30 protein-coding genes and 1 pseudogene are annotated in these 24247 nt (G+C 43.1%); 25 read left to right on the top strand and 6 right to left on the bottom strand.

The window, feature by feature from the left end:
• Positions 1 to 19 precede the first annotated feature (19 nt).
• The 11 genes and pseudogenes from AB8613_RS00830 (at position 20) to AB8613_RS00780 (ending at position 6565) form a co-directional block, all read left to right on the top strand.
• The gene (locus tag AB8613_RS00830) at positions 20 to 490 is read left to right on the top strand and encodes a GNAT family N-acetyltransferase (RefSeq protein WP_372384221.1); all 471 of its coding nucleotides are present in this window, start codon (positions 20 to 22) and stop codon (positions 488 to 490) included.
• A gap of 49 nt (positions 491 to 539) precedes the next feature.
• Positions 540 to 1154, top strand: a complete 615-nt coding sequence (locus AB8613_RS00825) for a LysE family translocator (protein WP_372384220.1) — start codon at positions 540 to 542, stop codon at positions 1152 to 1154.
• A 110-nt stretch (positions 1155 to 1264) separates the two neighbouring features.
• A complete protein-coding gene (locus AB8613_RS00820; protein WP_372384219.1) occupies positions 1265 to 1681 on the top strand; it encodes a VOC family protein in 417 nt (138 codons plus the stop codon).
• Position 1682: 1 nt separating this feature from the next.
• Positions 1683 to 1805: pseudogene (locus tag AB8613_RS00815) on the top strand (GNAT family N-acetyltransferase); the annotation flags it as partial.
• Between the two features lie 68 nt (positions 1806 to 1873).
• Positions 1874 to 2419 carry an HD domain-containing protein gene (locus AB8613_RS00810; protein WP_372384218.1) on the top strand — a complete coding sequence of 182 codons (546 nt, stop codon included), beginning with the start codon at positions 1874 to 1876 and terminating at the stop codon, positions 2417 to 2419.
• A gap of 440 nt (positions 2420 to 2859) precedes the next feature.
• Entirely contained in the window at positions 2860 to 3117 is a 258-nt protein-coding gene (locus tag AB8613_RS00805) for a hypothetical protein (protein ID WP_372384217.1), read from the top strand.
• Between the two features lie 117 nt (positions 3118 to 3234).
• The gene (locus AB8613_RS00800) at positions 3235 to 3681 is read left to right on the top strand and encodes a GNAT family N-acetyltransferase (RefSeq protein WP_372384216.1); all 447 of its coding nucleotides are present in this window, start codon (positions 3235 to 3237) and stop codon (positions 3679 to 3681) included.
• A gap of 90 nt (positions 3682 to 3771) precedes the next feature.
• On the top strand, positions 3772 to 4794 hold the full coding sequence (locus AB8613_RS00795; RefSeq protein WP_372384215.1) for a S66 peptidase family protein: 1023 nt from the start codon (positions 3772 to 3774) through the stop codon (positions 4792 to 4794).
• A 180-nt stretch (positions 4795 to 4974) separates the two neighbouring features.
• On the top strand, positions 4975 to 5433 hold the full coding sequence (locus tag AB8613_RS00790; protein ID WP_146491513.1) for a DUF302 domain-containing protein: 459 nt from the start codon (positions 4975 to 4977) through the stop codon (positions 5431 to 5433).
• Positions 5434 to 5692: 259 nt separating this feature from the next.
• Complete coding sequence (locus AB8613_RS00785; protein WP_372384214.1) at positions 5693 to 6208, top strand: adenylate kinase; 516 nt, start codon at positions 5693 to 5695, stop codon at positions 6206 to 6208.
• Between the two features lie 132 nt (positions 6209 to 6340).
• Complete coding sequence (locus AB8613_RS00780) at positions 6341 to 6565, top strand: hypothetical protein (RefSeq protein WP_372384213.1); 225 nt, start codon at positions 6341 to 6343, stop codon at positions 6563 to 6565.
• 96 nt (positions 6566 to 6661) lie between these two features.
• On the opposite strand, the gene AB8613_RS00775 is transcribed toward AB8613_RS00780, so the two are convergent.
• The gene (locus AB8613_RS00775; protein WP_372384212.1) at positions 6662 to 6994 is read right to left on the bottom strand and encodes a PBPRA1643 family SWIM/SEC-C metal-binding motif protein; all 333 of its coding nucleotides are present in this window, start codon (positions 6992 to 6994) and stop codon (positions 6662 to 6664) included.
• Between the two features lie 255 nt (positions 6995 to 7249).
• Between AB8613_RS00775 and AB8613_RS00770 the strand changes: the two genes are divergently transcribed.
• The 4 genes from AB8613_RS00770 (at position 7250) to catB (ending at position 9924) form a co-directional block, all read left to right on the top strand.
• Positions 7250 to 7966 carry an HAD family hydrolase gene (locus tag AB8613_RS00770; RefSeq protein WP_372384211.1) on the top strand — a complete coding sequence of 239 codons (717 nt, stop codon included), beginning with the start codon at positions 7250 to 7252 and terminating at the stop codon, positions 7964 to 7966.
• Positions 7967 to 8036: 70 nt separating this feature from the next.
• Positions 8037 to 8456: a nuclear transport factor 2 family protein gene (locus tag AB8613_RS00765; RefSeq protein ID WP_146491516.1), complete on the top strand. Its 420-nt coding sequence runs from the start codon at positions 8037 to 8039 to the stop codon at positions 8454 to 8456.
• 16 nt (positions 8457 to 8472) lie between these two features.
• The gene (locus tag AB8613_RS00760; protein ID WP_372384210.1) at positions 8473 to 9204 is read left to right on the top strand and encodes a glucose 1-dehydrogenase; all 732 of its coding nucleotides are present in this window, start codon (positions 8473 to 8475) and stop codon (positions 9202 to 9204) included.
• A gap of 93 nt (positions 9205 to 9297) precedes the next feature.
• Entirely contained in the window at positions 9298 to 9924 is a 627-nt protein-coding gene (gene catB, locus AB8613_RS00755; RefSeq protein ID WP_372384209.1) for a type B chloramphenicol O-acetyltransferase, read from the top strand.
• An 82-nt stretch (positions 9925 to 10006) separates the two neighbouring features.
• On the opposite strand, the gene AB8613_RS00750 is transcribed toward catB, so the two are convergent.
• Together AB8613_RS00750 and AB8613_RS00745 are read right to left on the bottom strand one after the other, a co-directional pair.
• On the bottom strand, positions 10007 to 11185 hold the full coding sequence (locus AB8613_RS00750; RefSeq protein ID WP_171308245.1) for a BamA/TamA family outer membrane protein: 1179 nt from the start codon (positions 11183 to 11185) through the stop codon (positions 10007 to 10009).
• Positions 11186 to 11303: 118 nt separating this feature from the next.
• On the bottom strand, positions 11304 to 11669 hold the full coding sequence (locus AB8613_RS00745) for a cytochrome c (protein WP_372384208.1): 366 nt from the start codon (positions 11667 to 11669) through the stop codon (positions 11304 to 11306).
• Positions 11670 to 11874: 205 nt separating this feature from the next.
• On the opposite strand from AB8613_RS00745, the gene AB8613_RS00740 reads away from it, so the two are divergent.
• From AB8613_RS00740 to AB8613_RS00730, 3 genes are read left to right on the top strand one after another with little or no spacing between them, the layout of a single operon-like run.
• Positions 11875 to 12126, top strand: a complete 252-nt coding sequence (locus AB8613_RS00740) for a Rho-binding antiterminator (RefSeq protein ID WP_146491521.1) — start codon at positions 11875 to 11877, stop codon at positions 12124 to 12126.
• A gap of 8 nt (positions 12127 to 12134) precedes the next feature.
• Positions 12135 to 12368, top strand: coding sequence for a hypothetical protein (locus tag AB8613_RS00735; protein ID WP_136980905.1), 234 nt, complete (start codon positions 12135 to 12137; stop codon positions 12366 to 12368).
• Positions 12369 to 12415: 47 nt separating this feature from the next.
• Positions 12416 to 12865, top strand: a complete 450-nt coding sequence (locus AB8613_RS00730; protein ID WP_372384207.1) for a GyrI-like domain-containing protein — start codon at positions 12416 to 12418, stop codon at positions 12863 to 12865.
• Positions 12866 to 13033: 168 nt separating this feature from the next.
• Here AB8613_RS00730 and AB8613_RS00725 read toward each other — a convergent pair whose 3' ends face one another.
• Complete coding sequence (locus AB8613_RS00725; RefSeq protein ID WP_372384834.1) at positions 13034 to 13627, bottom strand: glutathione S-transferase; 594 nt, start codon at positions 13625 to 13627, stop codon at positions 13034 to 13036.
• A 173-nt stretch (positions 13628 to 13800) separates the two neighbouring features.
• On the opposite strand from AB8613_RS00725, the gene AB8613_RS00720 reads away from it, so the two are divergent.
• Positions 13801 to 16056: a peptidase U32 family protein gene (locus AB8613_RS00720; RefSeq protein WP_372384206.1), complete on the top strand. Its 2256-nt coding sequence runs from the start codon at positions 13801 to 13803 to the stop codon at positions 16054 to 16056.
• A 159-nt stretch (positions 16057 to 16215) separates the two neighbouring features.
• Here the strand turns inward: AB8613_RS00720 and AB8613_RS00715 are convergent, their stop codons facing one another.
• Both AB8613_RS00715 and AB8613_RS00710 read right to left on the bottom strand, forming a co-directional pair.
• On the bottom strand, positions 16216 to 16680 hold the full coding sequence (locus AB8613_RS00715) for a thioesterase family protein (RefSeq protein ID WP_048658683.1): 465 nt from the start codon (positions 16678 to 16680) through the stop codon (positions 16216 to 16218).
• Between the two features lie 131 nt (positions 16681 to 16811).
• A complete protein-coding gene (locus AB8613_RS00710) occupies positions 16812 to 18635 on the bottom strand; it encodes an ABC transporter ATP-binding protein/permease (RefSeq protein ID WP_372384205.1) in 1824 nt (607 codons plus the stop codon).
• Positions 18636 to 19183: 548 nt separating this feature from the next.
• Between AB8613_RS00710 and artP the strand changes: the two genes are divergently transcribed.
• The 6 genes from artP (at position 19184) to AB8613_RS00680 (ending at position 23969) form a co-directional block, all read left to right on the top strand.
• Positions 19184 to 19912: an arginine ABC transporter ATP-binding protein ArtP gene (gene artP, locus AB8613_RS00705; RefSeq protein ID WP_372384204.1), complete on the top strand. Its 729-nt coding sequence runs from the start codon at positions 19184 to 19186 to the stop codon at positions 19910 to 19912.
• Between the two features lie 106 nt (positions 19913 to 20018).
• On the top strand, positions 20019 to 20750 hold the full coding sequence (locus AB8613_RS00700) for a lysine/arginine/ornithine ABC transporter substrate-binding protein (protein ID WP_372384203.1): 732 nt from the start codon (positions 20019 to 20021) through the stop codon (positions 20748 to 20750).
• Between the two features lie 3 nt (positions 20751 to 20753).
• Positions 20754 to 21440, top strand: a complete 687-nt coding sequence (gene artQ, locus AB8613_RS00695) for an arginine ABC transporter permease ArtQ (RefSeq protein ID WP_123326108.1) — start codon at positions 20754 to 20756, stop codon at positions 21438 to 21440.
• Entirely contained in the window at positions 21437 to 22105 is a 669-nt protein-coding gene (artM, locus tag AB8613_RS00690; RefSeq protein WP_017080525.1) for an arginine ABC transporter permease ArtM, read from the top strand. The genes artQ and artM overlap by 4 nt, the downstream gene beginning before the upstream one ends.
• 311 nt (positions 22106 to 22416) lie before the next feature.
• Positions 22417 to 23334, top strand: a complete 918-nt coding sequence (locus AB8613_RS00685; RefSeq protein WP_372384202.1) for a DUF2806 domain-containing protein — start codon at positions 22417 to 22419, stop codon at positions 23332 to 23334.
• A gap of 56 nt (positions 23335 to 23390) precedes the next feature.
• Entirely contained in the window at positions 23391 to 23969 is a 579-nt protein-coding gene (locus tag AB8613_RS00680; RefSeq protein ID WP_372384201.1) for a hypothetical protein, read from the top strand.
• Positions 23970 to 24247 lie beyond the last annotated feature (278 nt).

Here is a 24247-nt window from a genome sequence, read left to right as displayed (position 1 = left end):
TTATATAGAGGAAAGAAAAGTGATAACTATCGAAAGGCTTGAAGAGTCACATGTGGCGTTAGTTCAGGCCATCCAATTAGCCGATGAACAGGTCAAGTTCGCTGGCACCGCGGCGGAGTTTTTAATAGACGGTAGTGAAACTACGCACTTGCACGTGATTAAGTTTGATAATGGTGTAGTGGGTTTCTTTAAGTTAGATATCGCTTATGCAGAGCATTATGAATTTTGCCCTGAAGGAAGTATTGGGTTAAGAGCATTTGTGCTTGATAAAGACCAGCAAGGTAAAGGTTTAGGAACTGGCACGGTCAAAGCTTTGTTTCCATATTTAAAAGTGAATTACTCAGCGTATGAGTCGATTTACTTAACCGTGAATTGCAAAAATCCCGCAGCATTTCACTGTTATAAGAAAGGTGGCTTCGAAGATACTAATGAACAGTATTTAGGTGGCGCAGTAGGCCCGCAATTTATCATGTGTGGGCGAATCGTTTAGTTACATAAACAGGTTAATTGTCGAACGACAAACGATCTAAGGAGGGATCATGTCAATTACATCAGGAATAGCTCTGTTTGTTGCGATGTTACTATCTGCAGCGATACCGGGCCCCAGCGTTCTCGCTGTTCTGTCGAGGTCTCTAAGCTATGGCTGGAAACAAGGCTTGTTAGTGGTGCTTGGCGTAATAATCGCGGGTTACATTTTTATATTCTTAGCTTTGTCTGGTTTATCAGCTTTAGCTAGCGCAATGGGTGAATTTGCTACGGTAATTAAATATGTAGGCGTTACCTATTTGTTTTGGTTGGCTTACACAACATGGACGTCAGATGTTAGTGAATCATCGAGTACATCTTCGGAGAAAGGAACGAAAGCCTCAAGTGTGATTATCGGCTTATTGATGACAATTTCAAACCCAAAGGCGATTTTGTTTTACATGGGGTTCTTTCCCGCATTCATAGACCTAAAAACATTTACCACAACAGATGTGATGATGATTTTGGTGATTTCAACTGTAGCTGTAGGTGGAGTATTGAGTCTCTATGCTTGCACGGCCTCTAAAGCTCGTTTTGTATTTCAAGGGCGCTCAGCAAAGACACTATTGAACAGGTTATCAGGTGGCTTTTTGGCGACTTGCGGTACTTTGTTAGCAACTAAAACATGAGTACCCTTTGGAGTGGTTTAGCGATAACACTAAACTAAGCGTTAACACCTAGTGTCTTTTCCAGCTTGATGGCATCATTCCCCTCAGCTAAAACCCCAACAAGGTATGTTATGAAACAGAATATTGTCCACATTGCATTAGTGGTAAAAGACTACGATGAAGCGCTTGATTTCTATGTAAACAAGCTTCAGTTTGATCTCATCGAAGACACGTATCTACCAGAAGAAGATAAGCGTTGGGTTGTTGTTGCTCCACCAAACTCAACTGGTGTGAGCCTGTTGCTTGCTAGAGCTTCCAAGCCAGAGCAACTTGATTTAATCGGTAACCAAGCTGGTGGACGAGTATTCCTCTTCTTAAACACCGATGATTTCTGGCGTGATTACGAACGTATGACGTCTTTGGGCATTAACTTTGTCCGAGAGCCTAAAGAGCAAGACTATGGTACCGTTGCTGTGTTTGAAGACCTTTACGGTAACTTATGGGATCTACTTCAGTTAAACCCTGATCATCCAATGGCTAACAGGTAGATTTTGGTGTGACGCTCGAACCTCTGCTCTAGGTTTTTATCGAAGGTTTGGGATGGCGATTGAGGGAAGTGAATTCGAAAAATCGGGTGTCTCTTATTACAAAATGGCGGTTCAATGGGGTTAATGACTCTGGCTGATTGCGCTAACCATTTACCTATCTAAACTCATCAACTCAACTCAAGGAAGACCATCGTGGAAGACATTAAAGGCATTCTTCAATTCATGGCTGAAATCGAAAAGCTAAAGGATGTTTATCGACAAACAAAACCGGTTGGATTGGATCGATATGAAAATTCGGCTGAGCACAGTTGGCACGTCTGTTTAAGCGCGCTTATGTTGAAAGATTATGCCAACGAAGAAATCGATATTACGCGAGTGATGAAGATGCTTTTGATTCATGACCTAGGGGAAATCGACGCAGGCGACACGATCATTTACGCCAGTGAGACCGAAGAAAACAAACTCAAAGAGAGAAACTGCGTTGAGCGCTTGCTTAAGTCATTACCTAGCCATTTAAGAACCGAGTATTTAGAACTATGGCTTGAATTCGAAGCGGGAGAGTCACCAGAAGCTCGATTTGGTAAAGCGATTGATAGAGTGCCACCTTTACTTCATAACATCCATGGTGGTGGTCATAGCTGGAAGAAGCACAACATATCCAAAGATAAGGTAATGACTTTTAACGGTGAGCGCATTTCTAAGGGCAGTAAGGCGCTATGGAGTGAACTCGAGGTGTAGCTTGAAACGGCAGCTGAACAAGGGTTAATGAAGTAGGTTCGATTATACCTTGGGCTACAAGTGTCTCTTACTGACTTAATCAAATTATCGCCGCTCGCTTTCTAGAATGTGACATTCTCTTCAAAATATCGCGATACTGTTTATTTATACAGTATCGGTGTGTATTCTCTATTTCCGACATAAGGAGTAGATAAAGCTTCAACCTACAATCGAGATCACTTGTTCTGTTGAAGTTGTAGCTTAACGCTTACTCACCGAGGCTCATCAATTAGATTAACCGTAACAGTAATAGATTCATGACACATGGTACTAGCACCGTGTGTCTGCTCCTTTCAATTTAACCTTCTGATAAAAATTCCTTTTCAAATAATAAGTTAGAGTCTCCAACGATTACTTGTTACCATGCGATCAACTTTATAAATGTTAGTTGGTACATATAAATGATTGATAATAAGTACATTAAGCACCCATACCATTGCGAAACCTGTCATTCATTGACTCCACACGTACTTGCCAGTCGTTCAGATTCTGAAACAAAAGCGGAAGCTGAATCAGAAGCCAGGCAGTGGAAGATTGGAATCTTGATAGAATATTTGATGACGTTATTTTTTAAAGATGACAAGCACGCTTCAAGTTTCTTCATTGATCAGGAAGCACAATACCAATGCGAGAAGTGCGGCACTAAGTCGTGGCATTGATAAGTATTAAGCTTGCCTTACCACAGAGCGTGTTTTTGCGATTTAAACCTGTTAGTAATCAGATTCTTAGATTACAGTAACCTGACTATGTGAGTGTTCAGGCGTTTAGAGGTTTAAATGGAATATGTAGAACTTGAGCCACGCGAAATCCCAATGGCATTGTTACTTGAAGCTGATCCATCAGAAGGCAGTAATGAGTCATACCTGGATGAGTCATGGTGCTACGCTGCCAAGCAAGACAATCAAGTTCTTGGTGTCTGCTTTGTTAAGCTCATTGGTGAAAATGTCGCGGAAATTTTCAACGTGTCAGTAAGCCCTGCGCATCAACAGCAAGGTATCGGCTTAAAGGTGTTGGCCTTCGCATTGAAGCAACTCGCTCAACATGACGTTAAGCGCGTTGAATTAGGGACAGGCACCTTTGGTTATCAGCTTACTTACTATCAACGAGCAGGCTTTCGAGTCGATTCAATCATCAAGAATCATTTCATCGACCATTATCCAGCACCAATCTTCGAAAATGGCATTCAACATCAAGACATGTTGAGGCTCTATATTGAACTCTAAGAACCGTCTACAAATAAGTTCTAACATTAAAAAATGACGAGTCTGAAAGATTAAAATAGCGGTTCCTTATTGTTATGGAGGACAAAGGAAGTGACATACCCAAAGGCTTTAAACATCGGTGACAAAATAAACATAGGTGACAAAATTGGATTTTTCTCACCGTCTTCCCCTGCGACTGTGTTCGCTCCCAATCGGTTTGCTCGTGCTAAAGATTATCTGGAAGCGAAAGGCTTCACCTTGGTCGAAGGTTCATTAACGGGGAAGTCTGACCGTTATCGTTCTGGTTCAATTCAAGAAAGAGCCGAAGAGTTAAACCAACTGATTCGTGATCCTGAAGTTCGCTGCATCATGTCGACGATTGGTGGCAATAACAGTAATTCTCTACTTCCGTATATTGATTATGAGGCGCTAACAAAGGATCCGAAGATCATCATCGGATACTCAGACGTCACCGCATTGTTATTGGCGATTTATGCCAAAACGGGTTTAGTGACTTTCTATGGCCCGGCACTGGTCGCATCATTTGGTGAATTCCCGCCGTTAGTCGACGAAACCTTCCAATCATTTAGTGAAATCTTGTGCTCAAGTGCGAGCCAACATCAATACACTATGCCCAAGGTGTGGACAGACATCAAACACGATTGGGAGACACAAAACTCAGCCAAACCCGTCTATGAAAACGAATGGCATTTCATCGGTAATGGCAAGGTAAGTGGCCGTGTGATTGGCGGTAATCTGAGCACGATGGCTGGAATATGGGGGAGTCAATACATGCCGGAAATTCGCGATGGCGATATTCTCTTAATTGAAGACTCATTAAAAGGTATTGAGTCGGTTGAGCGTTCATTTGCTCACTTATTGGCATGTGGCGTATTCGATAAGGTGGGCGCTATCGTTCTTGGAAAGCACGAGTTGTTTGATAACAAAGGGACAGGGCGCACACCACTCGACGTACTTCTTGAAGTTCTAAATGGAAAAGACGTTCCGATACTTTATGGATTTGATAGTTGTCACACTCATCCAATGCTCGTGACACCGATTGGTGTTCAAGGTGTGATTGATTTTGATGAGCATACGTTTGAGCTACACGGGCCTTGGGTTTCTAACTCTTAGTATCACAAAGTATTAGAACACTTAGGTAACAAGCTATTGCATGATAATAAGACGCATTAGAAAGGTGATCCTCTCGGCAAACTGAGATTTGAAACAAGTCTATACTGAGGAAGGTTACGCCACGACGTTAAGATGGCGCGATAAACGTATGTTTAATTAGGTTAAATCTCAGAGGTAACAATGAAAAAACTACTACCCCTATGCGCCATTTTACTTTCGGCATCCTTTTCAGTCGCCGCTTCTGACGGTTTGATAAAGTACCAAAGTAATTATTCAGTGAAAGAGACAGCCGACCGCTTTGAAGAGATAGCGAAAAGCAAAGGCCTGACATTGTTTGCGAGAATTGACCATCAGAAAAACGCGAGTAACGTTGATCTCGAACTTAGACCAACCGAGGTTATTATTTTCGGTAATCCAAAAGTAGGCACACCATTAATGCAATGTGCTCAAGAAGTCGCGATAGATTTACCGCAGAAGGTGCTAGTCACAGAGGATTCTAATAAGAAAGTATGGTTGTCTTACAACGATCCTAATTACTTGGTAGAGCGTCACGCGATTAATGGCTGTGACGAGGTAGTTAAGAAAATATCTGGTGTACTAAGCAAGCTATCAGAAGCGACAGTGGCGAAAGCGAAATAGCAAAGTCCAATAAGTACTCATTAAGCTTACTAATGGGTGCAATATGACGATGATATTGCTTACTAGTCAGCGTGTTGACAATTAAACAACAATATATAAAAGTAGTTATATGAAACTGAATTTAGCGCAACTTAACCAACGAATTATCATCATTCCTTAGGAATGGTGGGTTTTTGGATGCGTTTTATTTATCGAACCCACCCGTGAGGTGGGTTTTTCGTATCTGCCTTATGGGGTTTATCTCAAAGAAGGAAGTTATATGAAGAAAGTAGCGGTATTTGGTAAGCCTGGTAGTGGCAAATCTACCGTAAGTAAGGCACTCGCAGCTGCAACTGGCTTAGAGCTTCACCAGCTAGACTCCATCGTTTACAAGGCGAATGGTGAGTTCGTTGACAGTGCTGAGTTTGAACAAGCACACGAGAGCATACTGCGTTCCGACAGCTGGATCATCGATGGCTTTGGCCCGCTAGACTCGTTTAACAAGCGCTTAGACGCGGCAGATACTTTGGTTTATATCGATCTTCCTTACCCGATGAGCTATTGGTTTGTGACCAAACGTATGTTGAAAGGCTTGTTTGTGAAACCAGAAGGTTGGCCTGAAGGCAGTTCAGTTGTGAAAGGGACGATACAAAGTTACAAGACACTAAAACTGTGCCCTAAATTTTGGAATGAAGACTTCAGAGAACGTTTAGAATTACGAGCCAAAGATAAAGAGGTACACATCATCACAAGCGTAACTGAGCTAAACAACTTTGTGCGCCAACACGTTGGTTAATACGTAGAAAACCAAGATCACACTTGAGCATTTCGATTTGCGAGCAACTTTATAAAATGTATCGATTTAGTTCAACGTGTGGCATATTTGCCATGCGTTGGATTTTTGTGATTGGCAAAGGCGATAGATATTATGTATGGAAGCGAACAAACAAGAGCGTTCTGTTGTAACTGCAAAGAACTGACTCTGCACAAGTACACTATGTTCAGTAACCAATCCGAAAAAGCGCCACAACATGAAAAGAAGCCAGGGTTACTTGGAATGATTTTATCGTCGCTAGCTTCAAGTGGCGGAAACGGTGACTATAAATGTACAAAGTGTGGAACCAATTTACGTACACCAGACAACCTAGACTGAGTTTGGTTTATACAAATAAAAACAGGAAGACCTCAATGCTCTTCCCGTTAGGTATTGCTTAACTCATCGTGCTATTGGCAGTTTGAGTAAGAAGCCTTATGCACAACACTTCTTGTATTTCTTACCGCTACCGCAAGAACACGGGTCGTTACGGTTAGGGGTCTTTTCAATCGTCATCGTTTTTGGCTTGTTTAGTAGAGTATCAAGCTCGATGGTGTTCTCTTCTTTGTCTGCGTCGACTGTAACGGTAACGAAGATAGTATTTTCAGCGGCTAGTGCTTCAACTTCTGCTTTGCGCGCTTCAGTTTGAACCATTACTGCGATTGGAGATTCTTCAGTACCCGCTTTTACATCGCGGTTTACGTTGTAGCCAGCAAGAACGTGGTTCTGTCTTGTTTCGATACGGCCTTTGAAAAATAGTTTCGACATTGGGTACTCATTAAAAATGTTGAATGGCGCTATTTTTAATGGTGATAGCGCAATGGAGCGGGGATTATACGCATATATTGCAATTGATAAAGTAGTGATGTGAGCAAAGGCTGTTTGGTTTTTGTTTTCTAGCAACGATTTGTTCTCTGGCTTTGTTCCTATTAGACAAATTTTGAAATTTAAGACAATAAGGTTTCCCTCAATAGGGTTTTGAGTGATAAATTCAAATCGTCAATTTAAACAAAGAGATAGTGTATGAGGTTAGATGCCATCCTGTGGGATTACGATGGAACCTTAGTCAATTCTGTTCCCAAAAATATTGCAATCACAAAAGACATTATCTCTTTGGTCGCACCACACTTGTCAGGTGATAACTTACCTAAATATCTGCTCAGCGAAACGCTTTATCATGAAGCCAACCACGGCGCTAAAAACTGGCAAGCCTTATATGTCGACTACTACGGCTTATCCCATGACGAAATGTTGATTGCTGGTGGAATGTGGGCGGAGCATCAAGAGAAAAACCAAACAGCCGTAGCTTTGTTTGACGGCATGGAAACGGTGGTCAATCAGTTTGCTCATCTTCCTCATGGAATCTGCTCTCAAAACTCTCAATTGAACATTCGCGCCGTGCTCGACAGTTATGGCATTGGCGATTTGTTTAAATCGGTAGTGGGTTATGACGATGTCTCTAATGGCAACCAAAAACCACACCCGTTTGGTGGTGTGAAATGTGTTGAGAACATATTTGGAGCAGAACAAGCTAATGAGCTTTGTTTGATGTATATCGGTGACCATGAAGCGGACACACAATTTGCTCGTAACATTGAATCTGCACTGGGTAAGAGCACAAAAGTGATTGCCGTGGCCGCAGGTTATAGCCGATCTGAGCCTGAAAATTGGCAAACCAAGCCCGATTACATTGCGAACAGTGTCGATGATCTTTTAACGATCATTAGCAAGTACGCATAGAAAGCTAAGTATGCATAACGAAGCAGTAAACTTAAAAATCACCAAACGTGAATGACTTTAAGGAAGAGTGATGACACCAAAACAAGTGGTATTAGGATTTTGGGATGCAATGCGCAGTAATGATTTTGCAAAGGCAAGTGAATGGCTAGCCGCAGATTTTGAAGGCTATTGGCCCCAGTCGTCTGAATTGACGGTAGGGCGTGCCAACTTCACGGCAATCAACTCTGAATACCCAGCCAATGGTGTTTGGGAGTTCACGCTCAATTCGATTGTCTGTGAAGGTGATACCGTAGTAACGGACGTTTCAGTTACAGACAGTGTATTGAAAGACCGAGTGATCACCTTTCACACGGTCGTTGATGGTTTAATTCAAAAGCAAACTGAGTTTTGGCCAGACCCATTCGAAGCGCCGGCGTGGCGATCGCAGTGGGTTAAGGTAGTATCGAGCAATCAGCTTATATCGAATAATCAGGTTGCATCGAATAAGTAAGTATTAGGAGGTTTCATTGAGCAAGGTAGTGATTGTAACCGGCGGAAGCCGAGGCATTGGCGCAGCGACGTCTAGATTGTTGGCCACTAAAGGCTATGCCGTATGCGTTAACTTCATACACAATGAGTCGCGAGCTGAAGACCTAGTGAATGAGATTCGTGAGCAGGGCGGAACCGCGATAAGCGTGCGTGCGGATGTGTCTGTTGAATCGGATGTGAAATCCTTATTCGAGATTGCTCGTAACAAGCTAGGCCCAGTGACCCACTTGGTCAATAATGCCGGGATTTTGTTTACCCAGTCACCATTAGTTGACATCGAATTGGATCGCTTTGAAAAGGTGATGAAGTCCAACGTATCAAGCTGCTTTCTGTGCAGTAAAGCCTTTATCAAACAAGCTGATAGTGCAGGTTCGATTGTGAATGTATCGTCTGCCGCTTCTCGCACAGGCGCACCGTTTGAGTATGTGGATTACGCAGCATCGAAAGGTGCGATGGATTCACTAACCAAAGGCTTATCGCTTGAATTGGCTTCACGCAATATCCGAGTGAATGGCGTAAGGCCAGGTTGTATTTATACTGAGATGCATGCAGACGGCGGAGAGCCAGATCGCGTAGACAGACTAGCTTCGCAGCTACCATTACAACGAGGTGGCACACCAGAAGAAGTAGCGAACTCTATCGCTTGGTTATTATCTGATGAAGCTTCGTATGTAACCGGCTCGTTTATTGATATTGCTGGCGGTCGATAGGGCGTATTGGTCTTCAAATTAAGGTAAACCAGTTACAACCATCAACACGCAACAAAAGTACCTAACTAAAAGAACGAAACTAAGAGTACAAACATGAAAAACCATTTTGAAAGTCCGTTTGTTGGTAAGTCACTCAAAGAACAAGTGACCAACCCAAACATTATTGTGGGCGAGCACAGCTATTACTCGGGTTACTACCATAACCACAGCTTTGATGACTGTGCGCGTTACCTATTACCGGATAGATCAGACATCGATAAACTGATCATTGGCAGCTATTGCTCGATTGGCTCTGGCGCCGTGTTTATGATGGCGGGCAACCAAGGTCACCAAAACCAGTGGGTGAGTACCTTCCCATTCTTCTATCAAGACGACGAGAAGTTTGAAGGTGCGATAGACGGCTTTGAACGCTCTGGTGATACCGTGATTGGTAACGATGTTTGGATTGGCACAGAAGCCATGATCATGAGTGGTGTTAAGGTCGGTGATGGAGCCATCATCGCAAGTCGAGCGGTTGTGACTAAAGATGTCGCACCATACTCGATTGTTGGTTCAAACCCAGCGCGTCACATCCGTTATCGTTTCAATGAAACTGAAATCGCTCAGTTGCTAGCAATGAAATGGTGGGCGTGGAGCGAAGAACAGATCAAAGGCGCAATGTCGTTGATGTGTTCTTCAGATATCAATGGGCTTTACCAATATTGGAAAGCATTCAAGTAATTATTGTGACCGGAGCGCTTTGTCTCATCGTTACTGCTTTGGTTTATCGCTTTGATTTATCGGGTAAGCACAGCGTAATGAATTAGATACCCGCACCGACTTGGAAGTAGAGCGCGGTATCTTCTTCACTGAACGCGAGGTCAATTCCCGAAATTAAACCATAGCGTCTTGCGATCAGGTAACGGAAACCGACGCCGTAAGCAGCGTGAGAGCTTTGATCAAACATGTCTTTATCGCTGTCACCCGCATAGCCAATTCCCGTAAACACCGCGGTTGACCAACGTGGTGTCCATTGTTTGCTTACTTGAACTTCTGCCGCGACCGTGTGTTCACCTTGATAGCGATTGCGGGCGATACCTCTCAGTTCAATGTCTGGGTAATATTGAGGAGAAAGCACTCGTTCATTGGTCGACAATGATTTGTACTGCCCTCGCAATGCTAGGTTCCACTCCTTGTTTAACTCCCAATAGTTCAGCCCTTCCACATTAAACGTTTGGTAGGTGTAGTCACTGCCAATCGCATCACCAAACCAAAGGTATTCCGCGACATAGTTGTAGCCTTTCGTCGGATTCAAGAAGCTGTTCTTGCTGTCGTATTCAGCGATTAGACCCAAACCGGAAGAGGTCGGTGACGTGTTGCCAATGTTGTTTAAGATTTCTTGCGCTTTAGGATGATTATTAAGTGAAAGAGTGGGTGCGAAGAATTGTTGAGAAAACCCCAGTAACCATTGCGAGTCGGGCACTCTAAATTGGAGTTTTTGTATTCCTCCCATGCCTTTTAGCCCTAACTCAACACCTTCGTTTGGAGCGAGTGGAGACAAGGTATTCGGAGAGCTTTGTCGATAAAAGGTCATGTTGATATCGCCATAACCTAATCCACCAAGGTAGCGTATTGAATCCTCATTCCAACTGCGCTTGTGACCAACAAACGCCATCCAAGTGCCATTCTCTGTCGCAAAGCCGCCAACCGCAGTGATTGCAGGGGTGAGAAGCTGCGCGCCACCATCGATGGATTTTTCAGCGAGTTCTTTACGCGTGTTTTTTTGTTCTTCAGATTCGTGCATGAAGATACCGGTGAAGCCGCCACCGTATCCTACCGCAGGCTCTGTAATTAGAATTGGCACAGGAAGAAAACCGTAGGCATTTTCTGCTAGGTACTCTCCCATATCGAGTTGGCCATCAATTTCATCGATAAAGCTGACGGCGTGTGTCGCCGTTGAAACAAGTATCAGGCTACTTAGTGCTAAAGGTTTAAAGGTCATAACATTCCGTATTATTCACTATCCATTAAATTGAGTGTAATCAATCAAATAGATAGCGCAATAGAACGAGGAGTATTGACTGATATATCGGTTCAAAAGGCGAATGGAACAGCGTTTACTATTGGATAGCTTCTATGTACGTCAGAATATCCAGAGCATCTTGCTTGGTAATTGTACCTTTCCACGCTGGCATACCTTGTTCTACGTTACCTTCTAAAATGTCATCCGCCAAAGAACTTGGACTGGTAAAAAAGCCGCCTAGTTTATTAGCGATATTGGCGGGCTTGTGTGGTAACGAAGCGGCAGTAGGCCCGTTTCCGTGACCTTTGTCGCCATGACACACCTGACAAAGCTGTCGATACTTGGTTTTGCCATTGGCGAAGTGACTCGCATCGACTTCTGAGGCTGCACTCGCATTAAAGGCTATCATTGAAGCGATTAAACCCAAGAAAGCTAACACGTGTAAATAGTTCATGGTTTTCATTGTTCTATTCTCGATTATTATTTAACAGTGAAAGAATAATTAGGTGTGAGTAGAAGAAACGTGAATGAGATAGCTTGATTATCCCGAATTCAAAGCAGGTTTGGTTACGGGTGACCATCATGTGATTTAGGTAAATGATTGATTATATGCATATTGCATAGTATGGCGTGTCGCATTAGCGTGGTGGATGAATTGGAGGGGTATTATGATTAGTTGCAACGATTACGATTATATTGAGATTGTGTGTATGCACCGATACCCAATCAAGTTAACTCTGAAATCTGGCGAGCAGATTGAATGCGTCGGGTTAGATACTCAACGCAATGACAGCCGTGAAGAGTGTATTAAGGTCAGTATTCACGGTTCGGAACAACTCGTCGTACTCACTGATCTTTCCACACTAGAAGTCTGTGTCGATAATCCTCATTTTCAGCAGATTTCATTCAAAACGTCATAGGTTGTTAAATGAATAACACGATAGAGCAATGCTATTGCACCGCGTGCCGAGAAGACACACAACACGTTGTTGTGTTGGTTAGAAAGACGAGTGCATTTGCAGACAAACCTAACCAAAAGCGCAGCGAGTTTTGGGCAGGAGTGATTAAAGGTTGGTTCCTCGGTCCGTTTATCGCGTCAATGGATGAGTTTTCTCGTCATCTTGTCTGCGAAAAGTGTGGTCATAAAGAGATACAAGATTAGTTAAGATCTAACAGAATTACAGCGTCAATTGGCTTAGGAAAAAACGAATGAAAGTACAAATGATTGAAGCCGTAAAGGCATATGGTTTTTCAGTAAGAACCACCAATACCAATGAGATGGACCCAGCAACAGCCAAGATAGGCCAATTGTGGCAGGGCTTCTTTGACCAAGCGTTTCCGAAATTAACGCCGGATTCAAAAGTGTATGGTGTCTACACAAACTACGAGTCTGACTTTACGGGTGAATTTGATGTCATCGCTTGTACTAGCGCACTCACCGATAACAATTTAGATGCGCTTGTCGAAACCGAAATACAAGCAGGCAAATACTTAACGTTTTCTGCTGAAGGTGAACTCCCTCAAGCAGTGATCGACCTATGGGGTGAAGTGTGGGCGTATTTCAATGCTGCAGACTGCCCACATGTTCGAACTTACACAACAGATTTCGAATTTTACAAAGGTGAAACTGAAGTAGAAATTTCGATTGCGATTCAGTGATCAATTTAAAATGAACAAAAGGCTTAGCTTAGACAGTGGTGGCTAGTTAAGAGACAGTAGTTACCGGTAGAGAGACAGAGGAGACCCAGTTAAGCCTTTGAATATCTGTTCATTACAAAGAAGATACAGTGTCACGTAATTACCTTGGTTGCCACGCTGTCTCTACCCTTATCCACCAAAAATACAATCTTGCTTAGTTTCATTCCACAAAGGGTATTGCTTCATGACCTGGGTGTAGAGCTTACTTTCCAAGTGAGCTCTTAACCAACGTCCTACGTTTTGATATTCAGATTGCACAAACCACTTCTTTTCGACTCTTACAAACTGGCTGACAAACGGCATTACCGCGAAGTCGGCCAAGCTTGGGGTTTCTCCAAATAAGTAGGGCTGATTTGTGAGTTGCGCTTCTAATTGACTAATGAACACTTCGCAAGCGTGTCGACGTTGCTCTACATCGATGTTTCGGTAACGAACAGACGCACGGTACTTTTCTAAGTGACCAATAAAGTCATCATCGTTGGTTTTAATCAGCTGTTGGACTTGCTCGCTAAGTGTTGGATTGTTGGAGCGTAGAAGATCTTGAGGATCATTTTGTTGAAGTGCCCAGTTCATCACTTCTATGCTTTGTTCAATGATTTGTCCATTCGGTAAAACCAAAACAGGAACAGTGCCTTTTGGCGAACTGGCCAATAGTTCGCTAGGTTTGTCTTTGGTAACGATTTCTCGAAGTAACACTTTTTGCTGTGATAGTGCGATGCCCATTCGTCCGCGCATTGCATAAGGGCAGCGGCGCAAAGAGTAGAGGATAGGTAGGTCGGATTCGTTCGGCATTATTGAGGTCATTTAGTTTGAAAAGTGTTGTACGGTGGTAAAGAGATCGTGATGTGGGTAGAATACGCGGCTTAAAAATTATAAGTAAGTGAGCGACTTCAAAAATGAGCAGAAAAATTGAGTTATTAGCCCCAGGTGGCGATGTAGAAGCGATAAAAGCCGCCATCGTAGCGGGTGCTAATGCAGTTTATTGTGGTTTAGACACATTCAACGCTCGTAACAGAGCCTCTAACCTATCGTTAGACGAATTGAATGGTGTGATTCGCCTTGCTCATGAATACGGCTGTGAAGTGTTCCTGACTCTTAACGTTGTGCTACTGGAGCACGAGACTAAGAGCATCACCAAACTGCTGAACCAGCTTGTGAACACCAAAGTGGATGGCATCATTGTTCAAGACTTGGGTTTATTCAACCTGGTTAAGAAGCATTTCCCATCATTAGACGTTCACGCGTCGACTCAGTTAACAACGCACAACGAAGGCCAGATTAAGTTTTTGTCTAAGATTGGCGCAACACGCGTTAACTTATCTCGTGAGTTGAACCTGCCTGAAATCAAGATGCTGACGGAAGTGGCACACGATCACGATGTATTAACCGAAGTGTTCGTACACGGCGCTCTGTGTATCGCATTCTCAGGTCAATGTTACTCAAGTTCAGTAAGTGTGGGTAACTCAGGTAACCGTGGTCGTTGTAGCCAAGCGTGTCGTGATGAATATGAAATCACCAACGCGGGCAACAAGTTCCCACTCAACCTGAAAGATAACTCAGCTTACTACGACCTACCTGAATTGGTTGATGCGAAAGTCGACTCATTGAAAGTAGAAGGCCGTATTAAAGGCGCACACTACGTTTACACCGTGGTAGACACATGGCGTAAACAGATTGATAGCTTTGTAGAAAGTGGTTTGTTGATCGAAGACGATTCGAACCTGCACAAAGTATTCAACCGTGATTTCACCAACTCTTTTCTAAAGGGCAACCTAACGAAAGACATGTTCATCGATAACCCGCGCGACAACAGCATGAACTACGCTGTTGAGAAAGCGACGGAGCAGAACAACGAAATCTCTGTAGTACAGATTCAAGAGGTGACCAACGAACTTCACCAAGCGAAAGACGTTCTTGGTAACGAGATGCGTGAAAAGATCGAGTTCCTTGATATTCGCAAGACACCAGTAGCACTGTCGTTCAGCGCAAAATTGGGTCAACCATTTACGGTGACCGTGAACACGCCAAAAGAGAACTTTACCCTTCAATCTAAATCGCTATTGAAAGCGGTTGAAGAGAAGGCTATTACTCAAGAGCTACTTGAGAAGCGATTCAAAAACGTGAAGAGTGCAGTTCACACGTTAGAAAGCCATGATTTCAGTGAACTGGACGCGGGTTTGTTGATTCCTCTAAAAGAGGTTTCAGATATTAAAGACGAGATCGACTTCATTCTGAACGGCTCTGTGGAAGTGATTAAGCATGTTGAAGTGCCAGCATTGCCTCAGCACCCTAAAGTGAACGAGAAGCCGACTATGTCTATGCTTATCGCTGATGTAGAAGACTTACACCTATGTGATGTGACTAACGCGGATGTTTACTTCAAACTGCCTGAAAGTTTCAAGAAGCGTTGCAACAAGTACATCGACATCTTGGCAGCAAACCCACGTTTGATTCCTTGGTTCCCAGCGGTATTGATCGGTAAAGATTACGACGAAGCCGTTCGTATTCTTGAAGAAATTAAGCCTGCTCGCATCGTGACAAACAACACGGGTATTGCTTACAAAGCTTACGAGATGGGTATCGAGTGGGTTGCTGGCCCGTTCATGAACACAACCAACTCTCACGCATTGGTTACTCTGAAAGAAGAGCTTAACTGTGCTGGCGCATTCATTTCGAACGAGATCAATAAAGGTCAGATTCGTCATATTCGTCGCCCAGAGAACTTCAAACTGTTCTACAGCATCTACCACCCAATCTTGATGATGACCAGCCGTCAGTGTTTCTTCCAAAGAACTGTAGGTTGTAATAAGCCAAGCATTGAAGCGGGTTGTATGTTGAAGTGTGAGAAAGCGACCACGATTACCAACGTGAAAGGCATCTCTTTCGCGGTTGATAAACAGAAGGGCGGCTACCCAAGTATTTACAACCACGAGCAGTTCTTAAACCATGACGCAGTAACTGACTTCTCAGGTCTGTTCGACGAGTTCTTTATTGACCTAACCAACATCGGTGCAGGTTCAAAAGAAGTACAAGACAAAGTAGAGCTTATCAAGCACTTCGAAGCGCTACTGAACGGCGTTGAAGGTTCACAACAGAACCTGGAGCAGATGGTCGAGATTCGCACTAATGCGCAGTACGTTCAAGGCCTATAAGCTGCAAGGTTTATAGGGTTCATGGTCTATAGCTTTTAAGACAAAAAGCGTTCATGGTCTATAAGACTTAAACGCTTATAAGCACTTTGAACCAATAAACAAAAGGCCACTCAATCGAGTGGCCTTTTTGTATCTGAGTATTCTGAATCAGCGAATATGTTATTCCGTGACTGTTTCTTGTTTGAAGCATGGGCTTTTCAACGTGTTCATCTTTTCAATTTCGTTGGTTAAGCGCAGCGAGAGCAGGGCTTTTTGGTTTGAAGCAAAATCAAACATCACGATAGTCGCGGTGCCAATGGTCGTAAGTTTTTGCTGAGTCTTACTGACAATCGCGTATTCCATGGTGAATCGGTCATCTTGAATATCAGTGACACGAGAGCCAATCATCAAGGTATCTGGATACGTGACTGGGCGGAAATACTTACAGTAAGTGTCACCAAGAACAGGCCCAACTTTGGTAATCGCCATCTCTTCCATCAACTCAACGTGCTTGAAAAAATCTAAGCGAGCGGTTTCGAAATAGCGAAAATATACGGCGTTGTTAACGTGATTGAGTGCGTCCATTTCTCCCCAAGCGACAGGGATTTCTGTTACTACCGGATAGTCAGATAATAGTGCTTCCATGCGAACTCTCTTATTGTTATTGGAATAAAAACCCTACCGCTAATTTAACAAAACTGCAACATGTGTAATTCAAGTTTTTGAAGCCTGAAATCACACAGTGTCAGTCACTTAGTTACACATGCACTCGATGGCTAGGCATTAAGGTGTTTGAATTGCAGCTCAACTAAGCGTTGGTACAATTCGCAGCTATTGATGAGAGACTGGTGGTCGCCGATGTCTACTAGCTGTCCTTTATCGAGCACTGCAATCTGGTCGGCGTGTTTAATTGTTGATAATCGGTGCGCGATAATGATGGTTGTTCTGCCACGCATTAATTCTTCTAAAGCTTGTTGAACATGATGTTCACTTTCGCTGTCTAGCGCACTGGTTGCTTCATCTAACAATAGAATATTCGGATCTTTTAGGATGGCACGAGCGATGGCAATGCGTTGTCTTTGCCCGCCAGAAAGCCTAACACCGCGTTCACCAAGAAAACTGTTGTAGCCATCAGGTAGGTTTTGAATAAACTCGTGCGCGTGTGCTTTTTTAGCCGCCTCGATAACTTGTTCGTCTGTTGCCTGCGGGTTGCCGTAGCGAATATTATGGAACACATCGTTACTGAACAGTGCGGGTTGCTGCGGCACCAACGCCATCTGCTTTCTTAGCTCGTTAGGATCAAACTGATTCAGTTCAACACCGCCTAACGTCACTTTACCCACTTGCGGGTCGTAGAAACGTTGCAATAGTTCGAACAGGGTAGTTTTACCTGCACCAGATGGACCAACTAACGCCAACACTTTGCCTTCATGCGCAGTTAACGTGAGGTTACTTGTTGCGGGTTGGTCGGGTCTGGATGGGTAACAGAAGGTCACATCTTCAAAAGCGACTTCTGGTGTCACGTTATCTAGTGATGTTGGATTTTCTACAGGCGCAACAATGTGGCTTTCGACTTGTAGAATCTCGATTAATCGTTCGGTAGCGCCTGCCGCACGTTGCAGCTCGCCCATCACTTCTGAAATCGTACCTAATGACGAGGCAACCATGATTGCGTAGAACACAAACGCGGCTAAATCACCCGCCGACATGGTGCCGTTGATGACATCACTGCCGCCAACCCAAAGCATGCCTGCGATAGCACTGAATACAATCACGATAACGCCGGAGATAAGAATCGCGCGCTGTTTTACACGCTGGCGACCGATCTCGTAAGCCTTTTCCACTTCTACCGCGAATGACGCTTTCTCTTGCTCTTCTCGGCTGTAGCTTTGAACCGTTTTAATATGCTCAATTGCTTCACCTGCATAGGAACCCACATCAGACATCGAATCTTGGCTTTGACGAGAGAGGGCCCTCACACGACGCCCGTACACAAGAATCGGAATTAAGATAAACGGCACCGAAGCCAATACAATCAGCGTTAGCTTAATGTTGGTCGCAAACAGCATGATGATTGCACCAAGACACATCAACGCGCTGCGCATCGCCATCGAGAACGATGAACCAATGATACTTTGCAATAGCGTCGTGTCTGTGGTGATACGTGACATGATGTCGCCACTGCCATTGGTTTCGAAGTAACTCGGGTGCAGTGTCACAACATGATTGAAAACCGATAAGCGAATGTCTGCACTCACACGCTCCCCAACAGAAGAAACCAAATAGAAGCGGAAGAAAGTACCAAACGAGATCAATACGACCACGACCATAATGAATTGAATTGCGCTGCCTAAATCTGAGAGTGATTGTTGGCTAAAACCTTGGTCGATGAGAAGGCGAATACCGTGTCCGACTGAAAGGGTTAAGCTCGCTGTGAAGATCAACGCGATCAACGCAGCAATAACACGACCTTTATAAGGCTGAATGAATTTACTCAGCTCAAACAAAATACGGAGGCTTTTTTTCTCAGGTTTGGCACCGGGATCTTTTTGAGTCTGTCGCTGGTTTGAGTCGAGCGTAGAAGAGACATCGTTTTGCATATGACTGCCTTAATGTGTTGTCGCTTTAAAAATAGATGGCTTGTTACTTATTACTTATTACTTATTGCCTGTACTGCGAGTTGTTCGCTGGGAAGTAATTGTTGTTGAGAATAGAACCCATTAAAGCATTTATTGCGCTGTGACGCTCACTAGGAAACTCAATTTCCAATATTTCTTCACCACTAAGTGAATAATTCGAAACGACCTTAAAGGAAAAATAAGCATTCTGATCCAGTCATTGTGAGAGGGAAATAGGGCATTTAACTCTAATTTTTATGCAAGTAAATTGGCATTGATAGGAGAGTGTGCTCATAAGTTATCAATCGAGTTAGGATTTATAAATTGATGGCAAAACGTTTGCTTTTTGTCTCGATATTAACTTTATCAATGACTTGCAACTTTTGGTTGTAAGACCAGTTATAGCGACTGTTTTTTGTGTAATATTTGTTACAAAAATTCAACAAAGTAGTTTTTTATACATTTTTCTTGCATAAAACCTCGGATTGAATAGAATAACCAGCAGATGACAATTAATGCAGTATTGTGGCATGAGTATTCAAGTAAAGAGCATCAACAAATCATACGGTGATACCCAAGTTCTTCACGACATCAGTTTCGACTGTGAAAGTGGCGAAACCTTGGTATTGCTTGGCCCAAGCGGCGCGGGCAAGAGTTCATTACTGCGTGTATTGAACCTGCTAGAAATCGCGGACAACGGCGAGTTAGACATTGCGAACGAGCAATTCGACTTTTCAAGCCAAATCCAAGAGAAGCAGGGGCTTAAACTTCGTCGTAAAGTCGGCATGGTGTTCCAGCAATACAATTTATGGCCACACATGACAGTGATGGAAAACTTGATTGAAGCACCAACCAAAGTTGCGGGTTTGGATAAGCAAGAAGCGATTAAACAAGCTCAAGAAGTACTAAAGACACTTCAACTTGCCGACAAAGCAGACGCTTGGCCACTTCAACTGTCTGGTGGTCAACAACAGCGTGTTGCAATTGCACGTGCGCTGATGATGAAACCAGATGTGTTGTTGTTTGATGAACCAACAGCGGCGCTTGATCCTGAAATCACCAATCAAGTCGTGAGCATTATTAAAGAATTGAGCGGGACGGGCATTACCCAAGTGGTAGTGACGCACGAAGTTGATTTCGCGAAGAAGATTGCTAGCCATGTTCTGTACCTAGAGAAAGGGTACATCGTTGAACACGGCACCAGCGATTCATTCGTTAATCCTAAGACACCTGAGTTTGCTGAGTATTTGACTCACTAAGTCACTCATAAAAACAAGTTAACTCACTAGATTTAGCTAAACACAACATCACTCAAATTATAAGAATGGCCACAGGCCGCAATTACACAGTATTCGGAGTAACAAAATGAAAAAGATTCTACTAGCTTCACTTATCGGCCTTGCTTCTTTCAATGCAGCAGCTCAAGAAGAAATCAAATTCGCAATGGAAGCGACTTACGCACCGTTCGAATACATGGATGAGAACAACCAAATCCAAGGTTTTGACGTAGACCTAGCAAACGCACTTTGTGAAGAGATGAAAGCGACATGTACTTTCCACAACCAAGCATTCGATAGCTTGATCCCTGCACTTAAATTCAAACGTTACGATGCAGCTATCTCAGCAATGGACATCACTGAAGCGCGTCTTCAACAAGTGAACTTCTCTAACGCTTACTACGATAACTCTGCAGCATTCATCTCTTTTGAAGGAAAAGTAGCAGACCAAACAGCACTAGAAGGTAAGCGTGTTGGTGTTCAAAACGGTTCTACTCACCAGAGCTACCTACTTGAGCAAATGACTGGCGTAACAGCGGTACCTTACTCAAGCTACCAAGATGCATTCATCGACATGAAGAATGGTCGTATCGATTCTGTATTCGGTGACACAGCTGTTGTAGCTGAATGGTTCAAGAAAGAAGACAACTTAACGTACGTTGGCGACCAAGTAACAAACCAAGAGTACTTCGGTAACGGCTTTGGTATCGCAGTAAACAAGAGCAACCAAGAACTTGTAGACCAGCTTAACGTTGCACTTGCAGCGGTGAAAGCGAACGGCGAATACGACAAGATCTTCAACAAGTACTTCGGTAAGTAATTTATGGAATTAACGGGTTACTCTTTAGGGCTCGTCGAAGCAAGCTGGATGACTGTTCAGCTTGCGTTCGTAAGCCTATTGGTTGGATTGGTTCTAGCAGTTTTGTTTGCGAGTGGTGAGATGTCTCGTCGTATTGCAATCAAATGGCCAACGACTGCATTTGTGACGATTGTTCGTGGTTTACCAGAAATTCTGGTCGTACTGTTTATCTACTTTGGTTCGACACAAGTTCTGTTCATGATCACTGGCGACTTCATAGAAGTGAGCCCGTTCTTATCTGGTGTTGTTGCACTGTCACTTATTTTTGCTTCTTACGCTTCGCAAACCTTGCGTGGCGCACTAAAAGCAGTAAGCAAAGGGCAGAGAGAAGCAGCAAGCGCGCTTGGTATTCCTCAGTCTCGTGCATTCTTTCGTATCGTGTTACCTCAAGCGGTAAGACACGCACTACCAGGGTTAACCAACCAATGGTTAGTGTTACTGAAAGACACCGCGTTAGTATCGCTGATTGGCGTAACGGATTTGCTGAAACAAGCACAACTAACATCAGCAGCAACGCACGAAGCATTTACTTGGTACGCAACGGCAGCAGCTATATACCTAATCATCACATTGATTACGCAAAGAGCAGTAAAAGTGATTGATGGTAAGTTCTCTATTCAAGGTTTGGGTAACAAAGGGGCAATGGCATGAATCAACAATACCTCTCTCAAATGCTTGAAGGCTTAGTGACCAGTCTTCAACTCACAGGCGCTTCATTGCTGGTTGGTTGTATCTTGTCACTGCTGATGACGGTAACGCTAATCCTAAGAATACCTGCGATTCACTGGTTAACACGTGGCATCATTACGCTGTTCACCGGCACACCATTACTGGTCCAGATCTTCTTGGTGTATTACGGCCCGGGTCAGTTTGATTGGATTCGTGAAAGCTTCATGTGGACTTGGTTAAGCCAACCTTGGTTCTGTGCAATGTTAGCATTAGCGTTGAACACTGCAGCATACAGCACGCTACTGTTCAGAGGCGCATTCAACGCGATTCCAGCAGGGCAGTGGGAAGCATGTCGCGCACTTGGCATGGACAAAATCGCAACGCTGAAAGTGTTACTGCCATACGCTCTACGCCGCGCCGTTCCAGCTTACTCGAACGAAGTGATTCTAGTCTTCAAAGGCACGTCATTGGCAAGCACCATAACCATCATGGATTTGATGGGCTACGCTCAGCGTATTAACGGCCAAACCTACGACACACTCACCGTGTTCGGTATTGCTGGTGCATTCTACTTAGCAGTAAACGGCATACTAACGCTGATCTTCCGCCAAGTAGAGAAGAAAGCCCTCGCATTCGAAGCCGCGTAATCTAGCCACTCACAAGCTTAACTAACGTATAAAGCCTGCCATTTATGTCCACATAGATGGCAGGCTTTTTTGTGTTTGGGGTATGCGCACGGTTACTGTTTTTATATCCAGTGATTCGGTTTTTTTGCGAAATTCATACTATATGGAAATATTCTGCATTTTGTCATTCAATGAGCCTATCTATGTTTTAAGTCACTGAAATACTGTGATTAATTGTGGTAGAGTTCCGCTCATATGAAACTAGATAGAATGATTCTGTATTTAAATGCAGAATTTTTCTGTCTAAGAACTGTTAGGCAAAAGGAGGAAGTATGCAGTTTCCAGGTGAAAATTTAATTATTAGGTTGTGGGATTCGGTCGAGAAGTTATCGATCGGTGCGTTACAACCGTATCAGATGAAACGTTTAGCTAAAGCTAAACAAGCTACTGAAGTCGCGCAAATACTTCATGAGCATAAAATTGAACGCACAAAAAATGATTTACAATTAGTAGAACAAATTGAATCCTTATCGCTTAATGCAAGCCATACACTATCAGCAGTGATTGAAGACCGAAATCGCCAAGAAACCAATGCTTTAAATTCAATCAACCATGCATATATTCAACTTTGTAATGAGGATAGCAATGACTCTTCCGGTGCACCTTTAAATGAAGATTGGCTACATCGTTGGTATTCTTATGCATCAAAAACCTCAAACGATGAGCTTCAACAGCTTTGGGGTAAATTGTTGGCTGGTGAGCTTAAAAAGGAGAATTCGATCTCTTATCGAATGATGGATTTTATAGACAAGCTTACAGGTAGGGAGATTGATGAAATAACTCTCATACTTTCGCTTGTTGAAAAACGAAACCGCCTCATTATTCGTGGTTGCGACAAGTCTATATCTTTCTTCGAAAAAAATGGTATCGATTCACACTTAATTCAAAAATATACGGATCTTGGTGTGCTTGCTTCATCAACTACTGGAGTTGTTAATGTATCCACTAACTTAGACTTTGAACAGTTTGAGGTTTTCCAATTTATCTATGGGAATGACCTCGTTGAGTTACGTAATACTGAAAAGGGTAAAGATAAAAAATCCTTTATTTACTATAGTCTTGGAGCAAATGGTCAAGCTCTATTCGAGCTATCTGATTATTTATCAAATTTTGATTACTTAAATGAACTTCACAGCGATTTTGATTCAAATGGGATAAATATCCAACACTTTCAAGACAAATTTGCCTAACAAAGCGTTTAAGACGGATTCCCAACGCACGGCATTTTCGGTTTGATTCAGATTTAGTGTTTACGGCACAATGGTTTAGGTGTGGTGGTCTGCGTTGCTCACCACTTAACGCGGCGTTAGCTTACCTCGGTAATTTAGGTGCAAAATTTGGCATGAATTTTAGAAATCATATTGAAGAGGTGGGTTTGTTAGTAGATAAACTTCGACTAAAGAATAGAGTCCAGGTTAAAAGTCGTTCAGATTTAGTTAAATTGGCTCGTAAAAGTTCAGGTTTATATTGGATTGAAACTGACATGCCAATCGGCGAATTAAAGTTAGCTATACAAAAATGTTCTGGGAAGTTAAAAAAAACACGGAAGACTAAACCTGATGGAGTTGGATTCACTCAACAAGTCAATGGTTTTCAAATCATTTATGCAGGTACTGAAAATGATTTACAGAAGCGACTTTTAGAACACCTTTTAGATGAAGGTAACGCAGGTACAACTAAAATGTCGATAAAAATAGATTGTCCACTGTTTTCAAAATATAGTTGGTTTGTCAGTTGTGTTTACTTGAAAGATTACCCTACTCGTTACGCGATAGAAGCATGGTGGAGGCTCAATATTGGCTGGCCACCATTCTGCATACGATAAGCTAACAAACTGTTCAAGAGGGATTCGCAACGTGTGGCATTTTCACTATGCGTTGGTTTTAGTGTTTAAGGTGGAATGCGGCGGCTTCGGTATTGTGTTGCTCACCCCTTAACAGGGCTACATGGACTCCCTCTTTTGTCAACAATAGCTCCCGCTGACAACAGTGGATCGGACAGCAGCTCTACATTCGGTGTTTAATCGGAATCGTTCCGTCACCTTGATGATATTCGCTTGATGCCAGCCTCATTCGTTAAACAGTATTTATTACTTCCCAATTA

Origin of the sequence: Vibrio sp. BS-M-Sm-2 (assembly GCF_041504345.1) — a bacterium.
Taxonomy (GTDB): domain Bacteria; phylum Pseudomonadota; class Gammaproteobacteria; order Enterobacterales; family Vibrionaceae; genus Vibrio; species Vibrio satsumensis.
Note: the sequence above shows the minus strand (reverse complement) of the source record. Positions and strands in the feature narration are given on the sequence as shown.

Bases quoted from the DNA above. Each gene is read 5' to 3' on its own strand.
- catB (WP_372384209.1), top strand. From the start codon at position 9,298: ATGAAAAACCATTTTGAAAGTCCGTTTGTTGGTAAGTCACTCAAAGAA.
- artM (WP_017080525.1), top strand. From the start codon at position 21,437: ATGAATCAACAATACCTCTCTCAAATGCTTGAAGGCTTAGTGACCAGT.
- AB8613_RS00775 (WP_372384212.1), bottom strand. From the start codon at position 6,994: ATGTCGAAACTATTTTTCAAAGGCCGTATCGAAACAAGACAGAACCAC.
- AB8613_RS00700 (WP_372384203.1), top strand. From the start codon at position 20,019: ATGAAAAAGATTCTACTAGCTTCACTTATCGGCCTTGCTTCTTTCAAT.
- AB8613_RS00740 (WP_146491521.1), top strand. From the start codon at position 11,875: ATGATTAGTTGCAACGATTACGATTATATTGAGATTGTGTGTATGCAC.
- AB8613_RS00780 (WP_372384213.1), top strand. From the start codon at position 6,341: ATGTATGGAAGCGAACAAACAAGAGCGTTCTGTTGTAACTGCAAAGAA.
- AB8613_RS00685 (WP_372384202.1), top strand. From the start codon at position 22,417: ATGCAGTTTCCAGGTGAAAATTTAATTATTAGGTTGTGGGATTCGGTC.
- AB8613_RS00730 (WP_372384207.1), top strand. From the start codon at position 12,416: ATGAAAGTACAAATGATTGAAGCCGTAAAGGCATATGGTTTTTCAGTA.
- AB8613_RS00725 (WP_372384834.1), bottom strand. From the start codon at position 13,627: ATGGGCATCGCACTATCACAGCAAAAAGTGTTACTTCGAGAAATCGTT.
- AB8613_RS00790 (WP_146491513.1), top strand. From the start codon at position 4,975: ATGAAAAAACTACTACCCCTATGCGCCATTTTACTTTCGGCATCCTTT.
- AB8613_RS00750 (WP_171308245.1), bottom strand. From the start codon at position 11,185: ATGACCTTTAAACCTTTAGCACTAAGTAGCCTGATACTTGTTTCAACG.
- AB8613_RS00770 (WP_372384211.1), top strand. From the start codon at position 7,250: ATGAGGTTAGATGCCATCCTGTGGGATTACGATGGAACCTTAGTCAAT.
- AB8613_RS00820 (WP_372384219.1), top strand. From the start codon at position 1,265: ATGAAACAGAATATTGTCCACATTGCATTAGTGGTAAAAGACTACGAT.
- artQ (WP_123326108.1), top strand. From the start codon at position 20,754: ATGGAATTAACGGGTTACTCTTTAGGGCTCGTCGAAGCAAGCTGGATG.
- AB8613_RS00745 (WP_372384208.1), bottom strand. From the start codon at position 11,669: ATGAAAACCATGAACTATTTACACGTGTTAGCTTTCTTGGGTTTAATC.
- AB8613_RS00710 (WP_372384205.1), bottom strand. From the start codon at position 18,635: ATGCAAAACGATGTCTCTTCTACGCTCGACTCAAACCAGCGACAGACT.
- AB8613_RS00720 (WP_372384206.1), top strand. From the start codon at position 13,801: ATGAGCAGAAAAATTGAGTTATTAGCCCCAGGTGGCGATGTAGAAGCG.
- AB8613_RS00735 (WP_136980905.1), top strand. From the start codon at position 12,135: ATGAATAACACGATAGAGCAATGCTATTGCACCGCGTGCCGAGAAGAC.
- AB8613_RS00715 (WP_048658683.1), bottom strand. From the start codon at position 16,680: ATGGAAGCACTATTATCTGACTATCCGGTAGTAACAGAAATCCCTGTC.
- artP (WP_372384204.1), top strand. From the start codon at position 19,184: ATGAGTATTCAAGTAAAGAGCATCAACAAATCATACGGTGATACCCAA.
- AB8613_RS00825 (WP_372384220.1), top strand. From the start codon at position 540: ATGTCAATTACATCAGGAATAGCTCTGTTTGTTGCGATGTTACTATCT.
- AB8613_RS00765 (WP_146491516.1), top strand. From the start codon at position 8,037: ATGACACCAAAACAAGTGGTATTAGGATTTTGGGATGCAATGCGCAGT.
- AB8613_RS00800 (WP_372384216.1), top strand. From the start codon at position 3,235: ATGGAATATGTAGAACTTGAGCCACGCGAAATCCCAATGGCATTGTTA.
- AB8613_RS00805 (WP_372384217.1), top strand. From the start codon at position 2,860: ATGATTGATAATAAGTACATTAAGCACCCATACCATTGCGAAACCTGT.
- AB8613_RS00785 (WP_372384214.1), top strand. From the start codon at position 5,693: ATGAAGAAAGTAGCGGTATTTGGTAAGCCTGGTAGTGGCAAATCTACC.